The sequence below is a fragment of the Cognatishimia maritima genome (assembly GCF_900129685.1).
GTDB lineage: Bacteria > Pseudomonadota > Alphaproteobacteria > Rhodobacterales > Rhodobacteraceae > Cognatishimia > Cognatishimia maritima.
In genome coordinates this window covers 82,304-95,976 of record NZ_FQWM01000006.1, presented here as the reverse complement: position 1 = coordinate 95,976, position 13,673 = coordinate 82,304, and the positions used below count along the sequence as shown (strand labels likewise).

The window sequence follows — 13,673 nt, the reverse complement described above, 5'->3', positions numbered from 1 at the left end:
GATTATTCAGCAGGTGTCGGGGCCATCACATCGTTGATGGCCGCCAGGAGCACATTGGCAACGGCATCTAGGTCTGGCTTCTTTAAGCGCGCAGGCAGGCGCACATCGCAGGCTTTCATCAGCATCGCGCGGGTTTTCGGCAATTCAGGCAAGTCCCTGATGAACTGCCAATTCCAAAACGCACGTGCGTTGTCCTTAGAAGCCCCAAAGACTTGCACTTTCAGCCCACGCGCCTGCGCAGCGGATTGAAACGCCATGACCTGCTGGTCATCCATATCAACAAGGTTGAACTGAATGCTGTCCGGCGCGCGTTCTTCGGGCGCGAGTTTGTCGGGCACCTGCATCCAAACGCTGCTGTTTAGGCGGTCTGCAACATAGTCATGGTTGGAACGGCCATCGCGCACACGCCGTGCGAGTTCGGGTAGTTGCGGTCGAATAATCGCGGCCGATAGATTTGAAAGGCGCAGATTGTAAAGCGGCAACTGGTTCTGCCACTTCGCAAAGGCTTGGCGCAATTCATCCGTATTGTCACCCGCGCGGGATTTGTGCTTTTGCCAATTGTGTTCGTAGGCGCCGGACATAATGACCATACGCGCCACTAGGTCCGCGTCGTCAGACACTAAGATACCGCCTTCGCCCGCGTTGATCAGCTTGTAAGACTGAAACGAAAAACAGCCAATTTTGCCAATGGTGCCAATATTGCGCCCGTGCCATGTGGTGCCAAGGCTATGGGCCGCATCCTCGATCACTGGGATGCCTTTCGCGTCACACAGCGCCATGATCGCGTCCATGTCCGACGTATGCCCGCGCATGTGGCTGATGATCACTGCCTGAACATCATCAATTTTTGCCGCGAAATCTGCCATGTCGATGCGGTAGTTTTCGCCCACTTCGCAGAGGACTGGCACCAGATCGGCATGGGCAACTGACGACGGCACAGCTGCAAAAGTGAAGCCGGGGATCAATACGCGTGCATCGCGGGGTAGGCCAAGCGATTTGAGCGACAGGAACAAAGCTGCAGAGCAAGAGCTAACTGCCAGTGCGTATTTGCTGCCCAAGAGTTCCGCAAACTCCGCTTCTAGCAACGAAACCGGCGCATCTTCGGCGGCGGTGTAGCGAAACAGGTCACCCGTCTGAAGAAGGCGTTCAACCTCGGCTTGGGCGGCGGCTGGAATCGGTTCGGCGGAATAGACGTCAGGCAGGGACATATCTTTGGCTTTTCTTAATACTAACTTTCAGAATTCTAAATCCGTGCGGCGGCAAAGACGAGTCCTAACCTGACGTCGATTTGCGAAAATTCTGTAAAGTGTTGTCAGATCACGACGGGCGATTGCTGCGGAAAAAGTCAGCAATCTGATCCCCGATGATTTCATTCGCCAAGGGTTCATCCAATGCGAGCAAGGCTTCTGAGATTTGCGCCGGGTCATTGACGATTTCAGCACGTGTCAGCGCAAGCCCTTCGACCATTTCCGGGCCAAATTCGGGGTGCGCCTGGATGGTCAAAGCCCGGTTGCCATAAAGAAGTGCTGCATGTTTGCAGAAGTCATGGGATGCCAAGGTGCGCGCGCCTTCTGGCGCTTCAACCACCTGATCTTGGTGCCAAGCATTCAACGGCAGGTCGATGCCGCCAAAGTCATAGAGCTTACGGCCCACAGACCAGCCGCCTTCGAATTTCTCAACCTTTCCGCCAAGCGCCTGAGCGATCAACTGGTGACCGAAACAGATGCCAACGATTGGCCGAGCCGCTTCGATGCAGTCTCGGATGAAGTCTTCCATCACGGCGATCCACGGATGATCCTCATAGACACCAAACTTAGACCCTGTGATCAGCCAGCCTTCGCAGTCTTCGATACTGGTGGGCATTTCATCTTCAAAGACGCGCCAGACCTCGAAGGTAAAACCCTGACCCGACAGCAGAGATTTGAACATGACGTCATAGTCTCCTGTGACGGCTTGCACTTCCTCAGCGAAGGGACCGGTTTGAAGGATACCAATTTTCATCGGGGCATATCTCTTGTCTGGCAGGTTGGATCACGCCAAGCGCGGCGCATGCCAATTCAACGTTTCATCACCGGATCAGGTTCGGGCGAATGCGCAATCTCTTGCGTCGGTCCTGCGGCAAATGGCGATTGAGCCGCCGGTTTGCAAGGCCAAAAATGCCGATAATCACCAATGTCAGCAGGATGAAATAGCCTGCGAGTATGGGATAGGGGATGAAGGGGTTGAATGTTTTGTCGGCAAAGTAGTTTGCATAATAAAGCGCATCTCCCTTTTGACGAAACGCCGGAAAGCCAGAGAAGAACACCAACGTGGTGGCGTGAAATAGAAAGATCGCTTCGTTGGTGTATGAGGGCCACGCCAGCCGCATCATCGTTGGGAATGTGATCCGGCGAAACCGCGCCCAGCCGGCCATGCCATAGGCGTCGGCGGCCTCCATATCTCCCTTCGGAATGGACAAAAGCGCGCCATAAAAAATCTGCGCGGAATAGGCGGCTGTATTCAGGAACAGCACCACCAGAGCCCCGGCCCAAGCAGCGCTGAAGGCGTCAAAGATGCTCGAGACGCTTTTCAGGCTGACAAAGGCGAAATAGGCGAAAAAGATCTGGATAAACAGCGGGCTGCCGCGAAAGATAAAAATGAACCAATTGGCAGGTTTGCGCAGCCACGGATTGGCGCTGGCTTTGCCAAGTGCCAATGCGACCGCAAAGAAGAAGCCAGCGATCAGAGCAAATACACCGAAATAGATGTTCCAGATCATGCCGGAACCGATCAGGGTGAATTGTTCGCACAGCGTAAAGTCGCTGCGCGGCAAAAGGCGTTCGCCAATGCCGACCGCGCGCAACCCATAGGCTTGGATAGTGTCCCAGCAGCTCATGCGGCGGCCTTTCTTTGCGCTTCGCCGCCCATGGTGGCTTGGCCTCGGGTCAGGCGCGTCATCAGGCGATCCAGCACCACTTCAGACACTTTGGTGAAGCCAAGGTAGAAAACCAGCAGCGCAAGGAAATACCACATGCGCCAATCCGGGTGTGGGTAGTCAGAAAAGCGCGCGGTCTTGCTACCGCCGAGTTCCCGCGCCCAATACACGATGTCTTCGACGCCCAGCAAAAACAGAAGCGGCGTGGCTTTGATCAGCACCATCCAGAGGTTTGACAGGCCGGGCAGGGCGTAAACCCACATCTGCGGCACCATCACCCGCCAAAACGCTTGCTTGCGGTTCATGCCATAGGCCTCTGCGGTTTCCATCTGGGCATGGGGGACGGTGTTCATGGCACCGTAAAGAATGTTGGCGGCAAAGGCGCCGAACACGATGGCAAAGGTCAGGATGGCAAGGAAAAAACCATAGGTTTCATGCACCCATTGTGGCGCGTTCCCAAGCGGCATCTTGGCAATCTGGCAGACGACAAAATCATTGCCCTGACGGATGGGTTCATCCCAATCGGGGCATTTGACTTGATGGCGCAGCCATTCAAACGCTTGATCCAAGGCGATGACAAAAAAGAGAAAAAACGCAATGTCAGGTACACCGCGCACGATTGCGATGTAGATCTTTCCAAACCACCGCAGCGGCGCAACTTGGCTACGGGCGGCGCGGGCACCACAGAAACCAAACGCCAAGGCGGTTGGGGCCGTAATCGCCAAAAGCAGCAGAACCGTCCCAAATGCACGGTAAAATGCCATGTGCTTGCCTGTCGTCAGATAGCAGGACAGCCATGAAAATCCGCTGAGTGTGTCTGGATCAGTGCAATAAGAAAACATGAAAACTCAATGTCGAAGGGCGGCAGATGGCCTGCCGCCCCAATGGTTTTAGTAGGTCACTTGGTCTTCACCGAACCACTTGATCAGCATCTCGTTCAGCGTGCCATCCGCTTTCATCGAGTCAATGGCCGCGTCGAATTTGGCTTTCAACTCTCCATCAGATTCACGCATCCCGATGCCAACGCCGCCGCCAAGCGCAACAGGTTCGCCAACAAACATCAGGTCATCGGATTCTGCGACGATCGGCTCAAGGAACGAGCCTTGGAAAAAGGCCGCATCCGCTTCACCGCTGCGCACAGCTGCAATGATTTCGTCGCCGGTTGCGAATTCCAGCAGGGTCGCGCCGCTTTCCGCAATGTAGCCGGATTGGATGGTGCTGGTTTGCGATGCAATCACGCCCATCAGGTCCGCATCCTCAGACAGCGCCACATAGGCAGAAGCTTCTGGTGGGATGTAGTTCTGCGTAAAGTCGATCACCTCGTCCCGTTCGTCGGTGATGGACATGCCCGCGATGATAGTGTCGTAGTTGCCAGACACGAGGTTCGGGATGATGCTGTCCCATTCGTTGGTCACCCACTCACAGGTCAGTTCTGCGCGTTTGCAAAGCTCATCGCCAAGCTCACGCTCAAAGCCGTCCACTTCGCCGTCATCGTTGATGAAGTTGTAAGGAGGGTACGCACCTTCTGTACCCATACGCACAACAGAGTGGCTTCCAGCCAGCGCGACGCTTGCTGTGAGCGCCAGAATTGCGGTGCTAAGTGTCAGTTTTTTCATCTAAATAACTCCCGTTGTTATTTTCAGACGTGCACAGTCGAAGATAAGAACTGTTTCAGTCTTTCCGATTTCGGTGCGCCGAACAGCCGATCGGGCGCGCCTTCTTCCTCAATCAGCCCTTGGTGCAAGAAAACCACGTGGCTTGAGATATCTGCCGCCATTTTCATGTCGTGGGTGACAATCAACATGGTGCGGCCTTCTTCGGCGAGGGACTTGATCACTTTGATCACTTCCTGCTCAAGTTCTGGGTCCAAAGCCGACGTTGGTTCATCAAACAAAAGCGCCTGCGGTTCCATGCAAAGGCCACGGGCAATTGCGGCGCGTTGTTGCTGCCCGCCGGACAGTTGCGCAGGGTAAACATCGCATTTGTCGCCAATGCCGACCTTTTCAAGATAAAGCCGCGCCTTGGCTTCGACTTCTTCCTTGTCGCGGCCCAAAACCGTTACCGGGGCCTCCATGACATTCTGCAAGATCGTCATGTGTGCCCAAAGGTTAAACTGTTGGAATACCATCGAAAGGTTGGTTCTGATGCGCAGGACTTGCTTGGCGTCAGCAGGCACACGGGCCATGCCGTCGCCTTTCCATTTCACCGCTTCGCCCTGAAAAAGGATTTCGCCTTGCTGGCTGTCTTCCAGCAGGTTTGCACAGCGTAAAATGGTAGACTTGCCTGACCCAGAACTTCCGATCAGGCTGACGACGTCGCCTTTGTGGGCTGTGATGTCGACCCCTTTGATGACTTCGAGCTGGCCATAGGCTTTGTGAAGGTCACGGATTTCGAGAACCGGCGTTGTGTCGGTCACGTGATATTCCCCGTAGATTTTTTTATCGTTAAGTCCAATTGCAATGAAAAATTCGGCAATTGCAACTCGCAAAACGGATAAATCCGTAGATAGACGACAATTCCGCTGAGGAACTCTTATGAAATGAGCAACATACGGCCAGCGAAGTCTTGGTCCGAGACTTGGTTAGCTCGGGCTGACCCTTTGCCGCGCCAGCGCGCTATCGCGGTCGTTGATGCCCAGCAGATTGGCTGCCAGACGCAAAAGTGCGTCTTCTTCTGCGTCTCGTTCTCCGTCCGCCAAAACGACCTGCCACATGGCCTCAATGACGCCGATTCGATCTTCGTGCGAAACAGCGTCTTTGATCGCGCGGGTAAAGCGAACGGTGTCTGGGGCCTCGGACTCCAGCGTTTCGGCCTCATTGCGCAGGGCAGTTGCTTCAAATGGTGATAGGCCAAAACGCGTGCGAATGATCTGATCGATGTGTTCGATTTCAGCGGTGGCGTAATGACCATCGGCGCGGGCAATGCGCACCAGTATTGCCGTCAGGGCCAACCTTGCATCTGTGTCGGTCAGTGGGGCGGGCGAGGGCGCGGTCAGGCGCTTTAGAAGATCTGCAAACATGAGACATACATCGGGTTTGCCATCGCAAAGGTCAACGCCCAATGCTTAGGGCGCGGGACTGTCTTCCGGCAGAATACCAAGGTGCTTTTCGATTTCATGCAAGGCCGCGTCTTCTTCGGGCGTGTCCGCGCCGTCTGCCAGAATCACATCCCATAGGGCTTGAACCATCTCGAGACGGTGCTGGTAATCCACATGCTCGCGGATCAGAATGGCGAAGTCAGGCGTACCAGGCGCTTGCTTTTCCAGCTTCTCGCATGTGGCCCGCATTTTGGCGGCCTGAACGGCATTGATCTGAAACGATTTTGCGAGGATCTGATCGATCTTAGCAATTTCACTCACATGATAGTGGTGGTCGGATTTCGCGACGCGCACCAAAAGCGCCCCAAGCGCCAGGGATTCATCTGGCTCCGGTAGTGCCGGTGCCTTTTTGGACGTGCCTCTCAGGCGGGAAATCAACCCTTCCCACATCTGTCTTCTCCAACGTGGTCTTGCTTTGCTCTCCTTGCGTCAAACGCAAGCGCTGCGCAATGGGACCTGATGGGGCAGAATAGAAATGATTTTGAGGGTGACAAATCTGCTGCGGCTTAGGCGCCGATCAGAGGTTTGCGCAACTCGGTCACGTGAAAGGGGACAGCTTGTATCGTATCCATTTTCATCCCCTGTTTCATCACCTTATAGCCGCGATACTTAAACAAACCGATGGCGCGGGTGTTGGAGGTCAGAACCTCAAGATGCAAATCCGCGAAGCCGCGTGCGCGGATATCTTGCTCCATTCGGACCAAAAGCTCTCCTCCGATGCCAAGCCCCTGACGATCTGGCGCAACCCAAAGGTCGGAGATGTGATTGTCGCCCGCTTTGCTTGAGACATACCCAATGATGCGGCTACCTTCGGTCGCAACCAGCATATGCGCCGCATCGTCTAATTGCGGATCGTCTTGATCGATTGCGGAATAGGCCTGTTGCAGTGCTGCGATGCCAATGGTTGCAAGTCTTCTTGCGTCGGACACATTGGCCCGGCGATACTCGATGTCTGTCATAGATCCTCCCCTGCGGGTGTAAGCCGCAAAGGGTCTATAACATGATTTTGCGATTCAGGCGATTCCGATGTGCGCAGGTTCGCTGAGTGGCTTGGTGTGGGCTTATCAGGCCCGCACTTAGACCAAACGCGAGTTATCCTTGGCCGCGCGCACAAATTCTTTGAACAATGGATGCGGATCAAAAGGTTTGGATTTCAGTTCGGGGTGGAATTGCACCCCGATGAACCAAGGGTGATCTTTCCATTCTACGATCTCTGGCAGGCGACCATCCGGGCTCATCCCGGTGAATTTCAGCCCGGCGTCTTCAAGCTGTTCACGGTATTTGATGTCGACCTCATACCGATGGCGGTGGCGTTCGTCGATGGCGCTGGTGCCATAGACCTCTGCCACTTTGGAGCCTTCGGCCAAAGTCGCATTGTAAGCGCCCAAACGCATGGTGCCACCTTTGTCGTCATCGGCTTTGCGTTTTACTTTTGCGTTGCCCTGCACCCATTCCTTCAGATGGTAAACGACGGGTTCAAAACGTTTTTTGCCAGCTTCATGGTCAAATTCTTCTGACCCGGCGTCAGCGACACCGGCCACATTCCGCGCGGCTTCAATAACAGCCATCTGCATGCCCAAACAGATGCCCAGATAGGGCACCTTATGCTCACGCGCGAATTGCGCTGCTTTGATTTTGCCTTCGGTTCCACGTTCGCCAAACCCACCGGGAACGAGAATTGCGTCATAGCCTTCCAGATAGGGGGCCGCGTCGCCCTTGTCGAAAACCTCTGCGTCAACCCAGTTCACGTTCACCTTAACGCGGTTGTGCATGCCGCCATGGATCAGCGCTTCTTTGATGGATTTGTAGGCGTCTTCCAATTGTGTGTACTTGCCCACAATCGCGACCGAAATCTCGCCATCCGTGTTGTGGATACGATCATAGACGTCATGCCAGCGATCCAGTTTAGGTTTCGGGGCGGGGGCAATGTTGAAGGCGTCCAGAACCGCCTGATCCAGCCCTTCTTTGTGGTAGGCCAGCGGTGCCTCGTAAATAGAATTCAGATCGTAAGCGGCGACAACGGCTTCTTTGCGCACATTACAGAACAACGCGATCTTCTCGCGTTCCTTTTCAGGAATTGGCTGCTCAGAACGGCAGACAAGAATGTCAGGTGCGATCCCGATTGACTGCAGCTCTTTCACGGAGTGCTGCGTTGGTTTGGTTTTAAGTTCGCCAGAGGCGGCCAAATACGGCAGCAAGGTCAGGTGCATAAAGATGCATTCGCCACGCGGTTTGTCGTGGCTGAACTGGCGGATGGCTTCAAAGAAGGGCAGGCCTTCGATGTCACCAACGGTGCCACCGATTTCGCACAACATGAAGTCAACTTCGTCTTCGCCGATAGAAATGAAGTCTTTGATCTCATTTGTGACGTGAGGCACCACCTGAATGGTTTTACCCAGATAATCGCCGCGGCGTTCTTTTTCTAAAACGTTGGAATAGATGCGGCCCGAGGACACCGAATCCGTCATGCGCGCAGGGACGCCGGTGAAACGTTCGTAGTGGCCCAGATCAAGGTCGGTTTCGGCACCGTCATCGGTCACGAAAACCTCACCGTGTTCAAACGGGCTCATCGTGCCGGGATCAACGTTGAGGTAAGGGTCCAGTTTCCGCAGCCGCACCGAATATCCGCGTGCTTGCAGCAGTGAGCCCAAAGCCGCTGAGGCCAATCCTTTGCCCAGCGAAGAGACAACACCGCCTGTGATGAAAATGAACCGTGCCATAGGTTTGGCGACCCCCGTGATTGCCATCACACCAGCGATTAACTTGCGGCGTGAAATTTCAAAAATGCGAGCACCCACGGCACGTAAATTGCCGTAGCATCACGGGACTCAAGACATAAAGGATTCGCTCGAACTTGGCAATGGACCGCAAGATGCTGTTGCGGACCTGCCGATAAACTCAAGCTATGGTGGTAGGCCCGCAGCCAAAAACCCGGGCAACCAAATGTGCTGATCAGTTCGCTTTTGGCACCAGAGGCGCGTCGTCACCTTCCGCCGGTGGCAGCAAGCTGTCTGCTGCAGGCGCAACCGGTGTGGCTGACGCAGGAGCGGTCAGATCAGAGCCGAGGCTATCAATCACAGAGCTGTTGCCTGCGTTTTTTGCAGCAATGATGGTCAGCGTGATCGAGGTACAGATGAACGCTGCTGCCAAAAACCATGTGACCTTACCCAACGCCGTTGCCGCCGCGCGGCCCGAAACGGCACCGCCGCCGCCGCCACCCATACCAAGGCCACCGCCTTCGGAACGTTGCATCAAGACGATGCCGATCAGGGCCAGCGCCAATAGAAGGTGAATGGTAAGGACAACGTTTTCCATAAGAACCTGTCTTTGTGAGCGTTCGGATACTTCAGCGCGCTATCTATGCAGTTTTAGCTGGCAGGGCAAGGCGGTTTGTCAGATCAATTTTCATCTGCTCTATGGACATTTTTATAGACATTGCACGCCGACGGTGATGGCATATCAGACATGACTGATAGCCATACACATTCACATCCTCACTCCCATTTGCCCGATGACCCGGTGTTGCGGGTCAAGGCGTTGGAAACGCTTTTGGTGCAAAAGGGGCTTGTTGATCCCACCGCCGTGCAGGCCATCATTGACACCTACGAAAACAAGGTCGGTCCGCAAAATGGCGCGCGCGTCGTTGCCAAGATGTGGTTGGATGAGGGCTTCCAGGCAGCGATGCTGGACGATCCGATGCCAAAGCTGCAAGAGCTTGGGTATTACGGTCGCCAAGGCGAACATATGGTCTTTGTCGAGAATACGCCCGAGTTTCATAACGTTGTCGTCTGCACCTTGTGCTCTTGTTATCCATGGCCGCTTTTGGGGATTCCGCCGGGCTGGTACAAATCGGATGCCTACCGCGCGCGGGTCGTGCGTGAGCCGCGCAAGGTGCTCTCGGAATTTGGGCTGATGCTGCCTGAGGACACAAAGATCAGGGTCTGGGATTCCACCGCTGAAATTCGATATCTCGTGGTGCCCGAACGTCCTGCAGGGACCGACGGCTGGGATGAAGACGCATTGGCAGGGCTTGTCACGCGCGATGCGATGATCGGGACCGGGCTGGTGCAGAGGCCAACCACATGAGCAGGGTTCACGATATGGGCGGGCGTTTTGGCGATGGTCCGATCACGCCTGAAGATGAAGCCGTCTTTGAAAAAGACTGGCATGGGCATGCCTTGGCGCTGAACCTTGCCTCAGGTGCTTTGGGGCAATGGAATATCGATATGTCGCGCCATGCACGCGAGTGCCTTTCGCCCAAGGACTACAGCCGGTTCAGCTATTACGAAAAATGGATGGCGGGGCTCGCGGACCTTCTGGTGGAAAAAGGGCTGGTGTCTGAAGTGGAACTTGAGACAGCGACAGCCTCTGGCCCCTATGCTTTGGCAGAGCGGCAGTTGAAAGGCGAGCGCGTCGCCGCAGTGCTCAGCAGTGGTGGGCCGTCTTTACGTGAAAACACCGAACTGCCAAGATTTAACCCCGGACAAGCCGTGCAAACACGCACCTTGGCGCGCAATGAGTATGTAGAGGGCGGCCACACGCGCCTGCCTGCATATGCTGCGGGAAAGACAGGTCATGTTGTTTTGTGCCATGGCGCGCATGTCCTGCCAGACACCAATGCCCATGGTTTGGGCGAAAACCCAGAGCCGCTTTATGCCGTGGCGTTCCCAGCACAAAGCTTATGGGGCGACGCGGCCGCCGAAGGTGATGAAGTGATCCTTGATATCTGGCAATCTTATCTGAGCCCGGCATGACGCAATCAAACACCAAGCGCCCCGAACCCCGCTTTGAACAGCCTTGGCATGCGGACGTCTTTGCCTTGACGGTCCACCTGAATGAGGCCGGGCAATTCACTTGGTCTGAATGGACGGAAACTTTTGGGGCCACGCTTGCGGCACATCGGTTGGATGGTGCGTTAGACGGTGGGAATGACTATTTCTTAGCGTGGATTGACGCGCTAGAAACGCTGCTGGTGTCCAAGGGGCTTGCGACTGGGCTGGATTTACAAGCGCTCAAAGACGCATGGACGACGGCTTATCAAAATACGCCGCATGGGCAGCCGGTTAAACTCGGCACCTAAGCGCTTTATTCGTCGACATCGTCGATATCGGCCTGACCAGTGAGCTGGCGGCGCACAAGGCTCCAACTCAGGCCAATGCCCAGAACCAGTGACAACGACAACAGCCCCAGCCATGTGTTCAGCGCACGGTTTTCAAGCGTCAGGATGCCCCAGTCATAAAGCACCCAGATTAGGGCACCAAAGACCGCAAGGATCAGAAACATCCCAAAGCCGCCGATGCTGCGCAAAGTCGCGCGCAGATAGATGATGTAGCCGATGGCCAGAAGAAGACCCATTAAGACGGTGATTGGCAATTCTTCAGAATAGTTGTTGAGGCTCCAGCGAATGTAGTTGAAGTCCGTCGGGTTGAACGTAAGCGCCAGCAACAGAAAAGCAAATATCCAACGCAAGAAATAGCCCATCTGACCCTCCGAAGTAACAATCGTCCTAGGTTTAGGATGTGCTTAAAATTAGCTGCCTTGTCCAGTGGTGGAGGCATATCCGCAAGAAAACGTCACAGCGTCACAGGCTTATCAAGCGACTTGCCCCACGAGAATATTCGGAACTGCCGGATTTGGGGATCATAGTAGGGGTCCTTCTGGACGATATCGACAACGTCTTCAAAATCGCAGCCCTTTACGATCCACATGTCGCCGCAAAACGGTGCTCCGGGCATAGGCCGCATCGCGCCTGCGATTTTGATCCGGTTTTCATGGGTGCGCAGAAAGTCCATATGCGCCTCGCGGTGCTTGCGCCGGTGGTCGTTCATTTCGGGTTGGTCTTCAAATAGTACCACCCAATAGGCGTTCGGCATGAAACTCTCCTCGTTATCAGTCCAGATTAAGCGACGAGAGACCGCAGCATAGCGCCAGATCAGCGAGGCCTGTCAGCCCAGCCGACCGATAATTTATGGGGTGAGTTGCCGCAGATGCGATTTGAGGTTTCACAACGCAGGGACTGTCGTTACAAGGGCGCGGGTTTGACTCTTGAAAGCAAGGACCAGATATGGCCAACGTAGTCGTCGTCGGCGCCCAATGGGGCGATGAAGGTAAAGGCAAAATCGTAGATTGGCTCAGCGAACGTGCTGATGTCATTGCGCGATTCCAAGGCGGACATAACGCCGGCCATACCCTCGTGATTGGCGGACAGGTCTATAAACTGCATGCGCTGCCATCCGGTGTTGTGCGCGGTGGGAAGCTGTCAGTGATCGGCAATGGCGTGGTTCTTGACCCTTGGCACTTGATTAAAGAGATCGAAACGGTCACGGCGCAGGGTGTCGACATCTCTCCTGAAACGCTGATGATCGCGGAAAATACACCGCTGATCCTGCCAATCCACGGCGAATTGGACCGTGCGCGCGAAGAAGCGGCCTCCAAAGGCACCAAGATCGGCACCACCGGTCGCGGCATTGGTCCAGCTTACGAAGACAAAGTCGGACGCCGCGCCATTCGCGTTGCCGACCTTGCGGACGAAGCCACGCTTGAAGCCCGCGTCGATCGCGCGCTGCAACACCACGATCCGCTGCGCAAAGGCCTGGGCATCGAAGCGGTCGACCGCGATGCGTTGGTTAAGCAACTGAAAGAGATATCAGAGAAAATTCTGCCGTTTGCCGCGCCCGTATGGAAAGTGCTGAACGAAAAGCGCAAAGCGGGCAAGCGTATCTTGTTTGAAGGCGCGCAGGGCGCATTGCTGGACATCGATTTTGGCACCTATCCCTTTGTGACCTCGTCCAACGTCATCGCCGGTCAAGCGGCGACAGGCGTGGGAATTGGGCCGGGGTCCATCGACTACGTTTTGGGCATCGTTAAAGCCTATACCACCCGAGTGGGTGAGGGGCCTTTCCCAACTGAGCTGTTGGATGACGATGGCAACCGCCTTGGCACGCGCGGGCATGAATTTGGCACCACCACAGGCCGCAAGCGCCGGTGTGGTTGGTTTGATGCCTGCCTTGTGCGCCAGACCTGCGCAACCTCTGGCATCAACGGGATTTCTCTGACCAAACTGGATGTTCTGGACGGGTTTGAGACGCTGAAAATTTGCATCGGTTATGAGTTGGACGGCGAAAAGCTGGACTATCTTCCAACCGCTGCCGATCAACAGGCGCGTTGCACACCGATTTATGAAGAAATGCCCGGTTGGTCCGAATCCACCGAAGGCGCGCGCAGCTGGAATGATCTGCCTGCAAATGCGATCAAATATGTGAAACGCGTTGAGGAACTGATCGAATGCCCGGTCGCGTTGCTGTCGACCTCGCCAGAGCGTGACGACACGATCCTTGTGACAGACCCTTTCGCGGATTGATCCTGTGGCCCTCTCTCACAAAGCAAAACGACGTTGGGCGATCCTGATCCTTGTGATCGGATTGCCCATTTACATGATCCTTGCCTCGGTTCTGGCGACAACGGTTCTGGGCTGGCTGGGCCGCCCGTCGATCTTGCTGGAACTGGCGATCTACGTTGGTCTTGGCGTCTTGTGGGTTTTCCCGCTGAAGCGCGTGTTCATGGGGGTCGGTCAGGCCGCGCCAGATGAAGATGGCGACCGCTAAGCCAATTCAGAAATAAAAAAAGCCGCTCAATTTGAGCGGCTTTCTTTTTAGTTCAATG

At 55.1% G+C, this 13,673-nt stretch carries 18 protein-coding genes; 5 read left to right on the top strand and 13 right to left on the bottom strand.

Translation table 11 applies throughout. From position 1 onward, the window contains the following. Nucleotides 1–2 precede the first annotated feature (2 nt). The 11 genes from BUA39_RS12810 to secG all read right to left on the bottom strand — a co-directional run bounded on the left by BUA39_RS12810 (nt 3) and on the right by secG (nt 9,326). On the bottom strand, nt 3–1,208 hold the full coding sequence (locus BUA39_RS12810) for a DegT/DnrJ/EryC1/StrS family aminotransferase (RefSeq protein WP_072793609.1): 1,206 nt from the start codon (nt 1,206–1,208) through the stop codon (nt 3–5). Nucleotides 1,209–1,317: 109 nt separating this feature from the next. Then, nucleotides 1,318–2,001: a type 1 glutamine amidotransferase gene (locus BUA39_RS12805; RefSeq protein ID WP_072793608.1), complete on the bottom strand. Its 684-nt coding sequence runs from the start codon at nt 1,999–2,001 to the stop codon at nt 1,318–1,320. Between the two features lie 67 nt (nt 2,002–2,068). Then, nucleotides 2,069–2,875 carry an ABC transporter permease gene (locus tag BUA39_RS12800; protein WP_072793607.1) on the bottom strand — a complete coding sequence of 269 codons (807 nt, stop codon included), beginning with the start codon at nt 2,873–2,875 and terminating at the stop codon, nt 2,069–2,071. Continuing rightward, nucleotides 2,872–3,756: an ABC transporter permease gene (locus BUA39_RS12795; protein ID WP_072793606.1), complete on the bottom strand. Its 885-nt coding sequence runs from the start codon at nt 3,754–3,756 to the stop codon at nt 2,872–2,874. Before BUA39_RS12795 ends, BUA39_RS12800 begins: the two co-directional genes overlap by 4 nt. Nucleotides 3,757–3,804: 48 nt before the next feature. Further along, nucleotides 3,805–4,530 carry a transporter substrate-binding domain-containing protein gene (locus BUA39_RS12790; protein WP_072793605.1) on the bottom strand — a complete coding sequence of 242 codons (726 nt, stop codon included), beginning with the start codon at nt 4,528–4,530 and terminating at the stop codon, nt 3,805–3,807. A gap of 23 nt (nt 4,531–4,553) precedes the next feature. Then, the gene (locus tag BUA39_RS12785) at nt 4,554–5,330 is read right to left on the bottom strand and encodes an ABC transporter ATP-binding protein (protein WP_072793737.1); all 777 of its coding nucleotides are present in this window, start codon (nt 5,328–5,330) and stop codon (nt 4,554–4,556) included. A gap of 165 nt (nt 5,331–5,495) precedes the next feature. Next, nucleotides 5,496–5,933, bottom strand: coding sequence for a tellurite resistance TerB family protein (locus BUA39_RS12780; RefSeq protein WP_072793604.1), 438 nt, complete (start codon nt 5,931–5,933; stop codon nt 5,496–5,498). Between the two features lie 45 nt (nt 5,934–5,978). Further along, nucleotides 5,979–6,401 (bottom strand): tellurite resistance TerB family protein, encoded by a 423-nt coding sequence (locus tag BUA39_RS12775; RefSeq protein WP_072793603.1) that lies wholly within the window; start codon nt 6,399–6,401, stop codon nt 5,979–5,981. Nucleotides 6,402–6,517: 116 nt separating this feature from the next. Continuing rightward, nucleotides 6,518–6,970 (bottom strand): GNAT family N-acetyltransferase, encoded by a 453-nt coding sequence (locus BUA39_RS12770; RefSeq protein ID WP_072793602.1) that lies wholly within the window; start codon nt 6,968–6,970, stop codon nt 6,518–6,520. Nucleotides 6,971–7,087: 117 nt separating this feature from the next. Then, the gene (locus BUA39_RS12765; RefSeq protein WP_072793736.1) at nt 7,088–8,731 is read right to left on the bottom strand and encodes a CTP synthase; all 1,644 of its coding nucleotides are present in this window, start codon (nt 8,729–8,731) and stop codon (nt 7,088–7,090) included. 232 nt (nt 8,732–8,963) lie between these two features. Continuing rightward, on the bottom strand, nt 8,964–9,326 hold the full coding sequence (secG, locus tag BUA39_RS12760; protein WP_072793601.1) for a preprotein translocase subunit SecG: 363 nt from the start codon (nt 9,324–9,326) through the stop codon (nt 8,964–8,966). A gap of 150 nt (nt 9,327–9,476) precedes the next feature. Here secG and nthA point away from each other — a divergent pair, with 150 nt between their 5' ends. From nthA to BUA39_RS12745, 3 genes are read left to right on the top strand one after another with little or no spacing between them, the layout of a single operon-like run. Then, nucleotides 9,477–10,097 (top strand): nitrile hydratase subunit alpha, encoded by a 621-nt coding sequence (gene nthA / locus BUA39_RS12755; RefSeq protein ID WP_072793600.1) that lies wholly within the window; start codon nt 9,477–9,479, stop codon nt 10,095–10,097. Further along, entirely contained in the window at nt 10,094–10,765 is a 672-nt protein-coding gene (gene nthB / locus BUA39_RS12750; RefSeq protein ID WP_072793599.1) for a nitrile hydratase subunit beta, read from the top strand. The genes nthA and nthB overlap by 4 nt, the downstream gene beginning before the upstream one ends. Next, nucleotides 10,762–11,091, top strand: coding sequence for a nitrile hydratase accessory protein (locus BUA39_RS12745; RefSeq protein WP_072793598.1), 330 nt, complete (start codon nt 10,762–10,764; stop codon nt 11,089–11,091). Before nthB ends, BUA39_RS12745 begins: the two co-directional genes overlap by 4 nt. A gap of 5 nt (nt 11,092–11,096) precedes the next feature. Here the strand turns inward: BUA39_RS12745 and BUA39_RS12740 are convergent, their stop codons facing one another. Next, nucleotides 11,097–11,492, bottom strand: a complete 396-nt coding sequence (locus BUA39_RS12740) for a DUF6524 family protein (protein WP_072793597.1) — start codon at nt 11,490–11,492, stop codon at nt 11,097–11,099. 92 nt (nt 11,493–11,584) lie between these two features. Then, entirely contained in the window at nt 11,585–11,884 is a 300-nt protein-coding gene (locus tag BUA39_RS12735; RefSeq protein WP_072793596.1) for a YciI family protein, read from the bottom strand. A gap of 191 nt (nt 11,885–12,075) precedes the next feature. Between BUA39_RS12735 and BUA39_RS12730 the strand changes: the two genes are divergently transcribed. Next, nucleotides 12,076–13,371, top strand: coding sequence for an adenylosuccinate synthase (locus BUA39_RS12730; RefSeq protein ID WP_072793595.1), 1,296 nt, complete (start codon nt 12,076–12,078; stop codon nt 13,369–13,371). 4 nt (nt 13,372–13,375) lie between these two features. Beyond that, a complete protein-coding gene (locus BUA39_RS12725) occupies nt 13,376–13,615 on the top strand; it encodes a DUF2842 domain-containing protein (RefSeq protein ID WP_072793594.1) in 240 nt (79 codons plus the stop codon). The last annotated feature ends 58 nt before the right edge of the window (nt 13,616–13,673 follow it).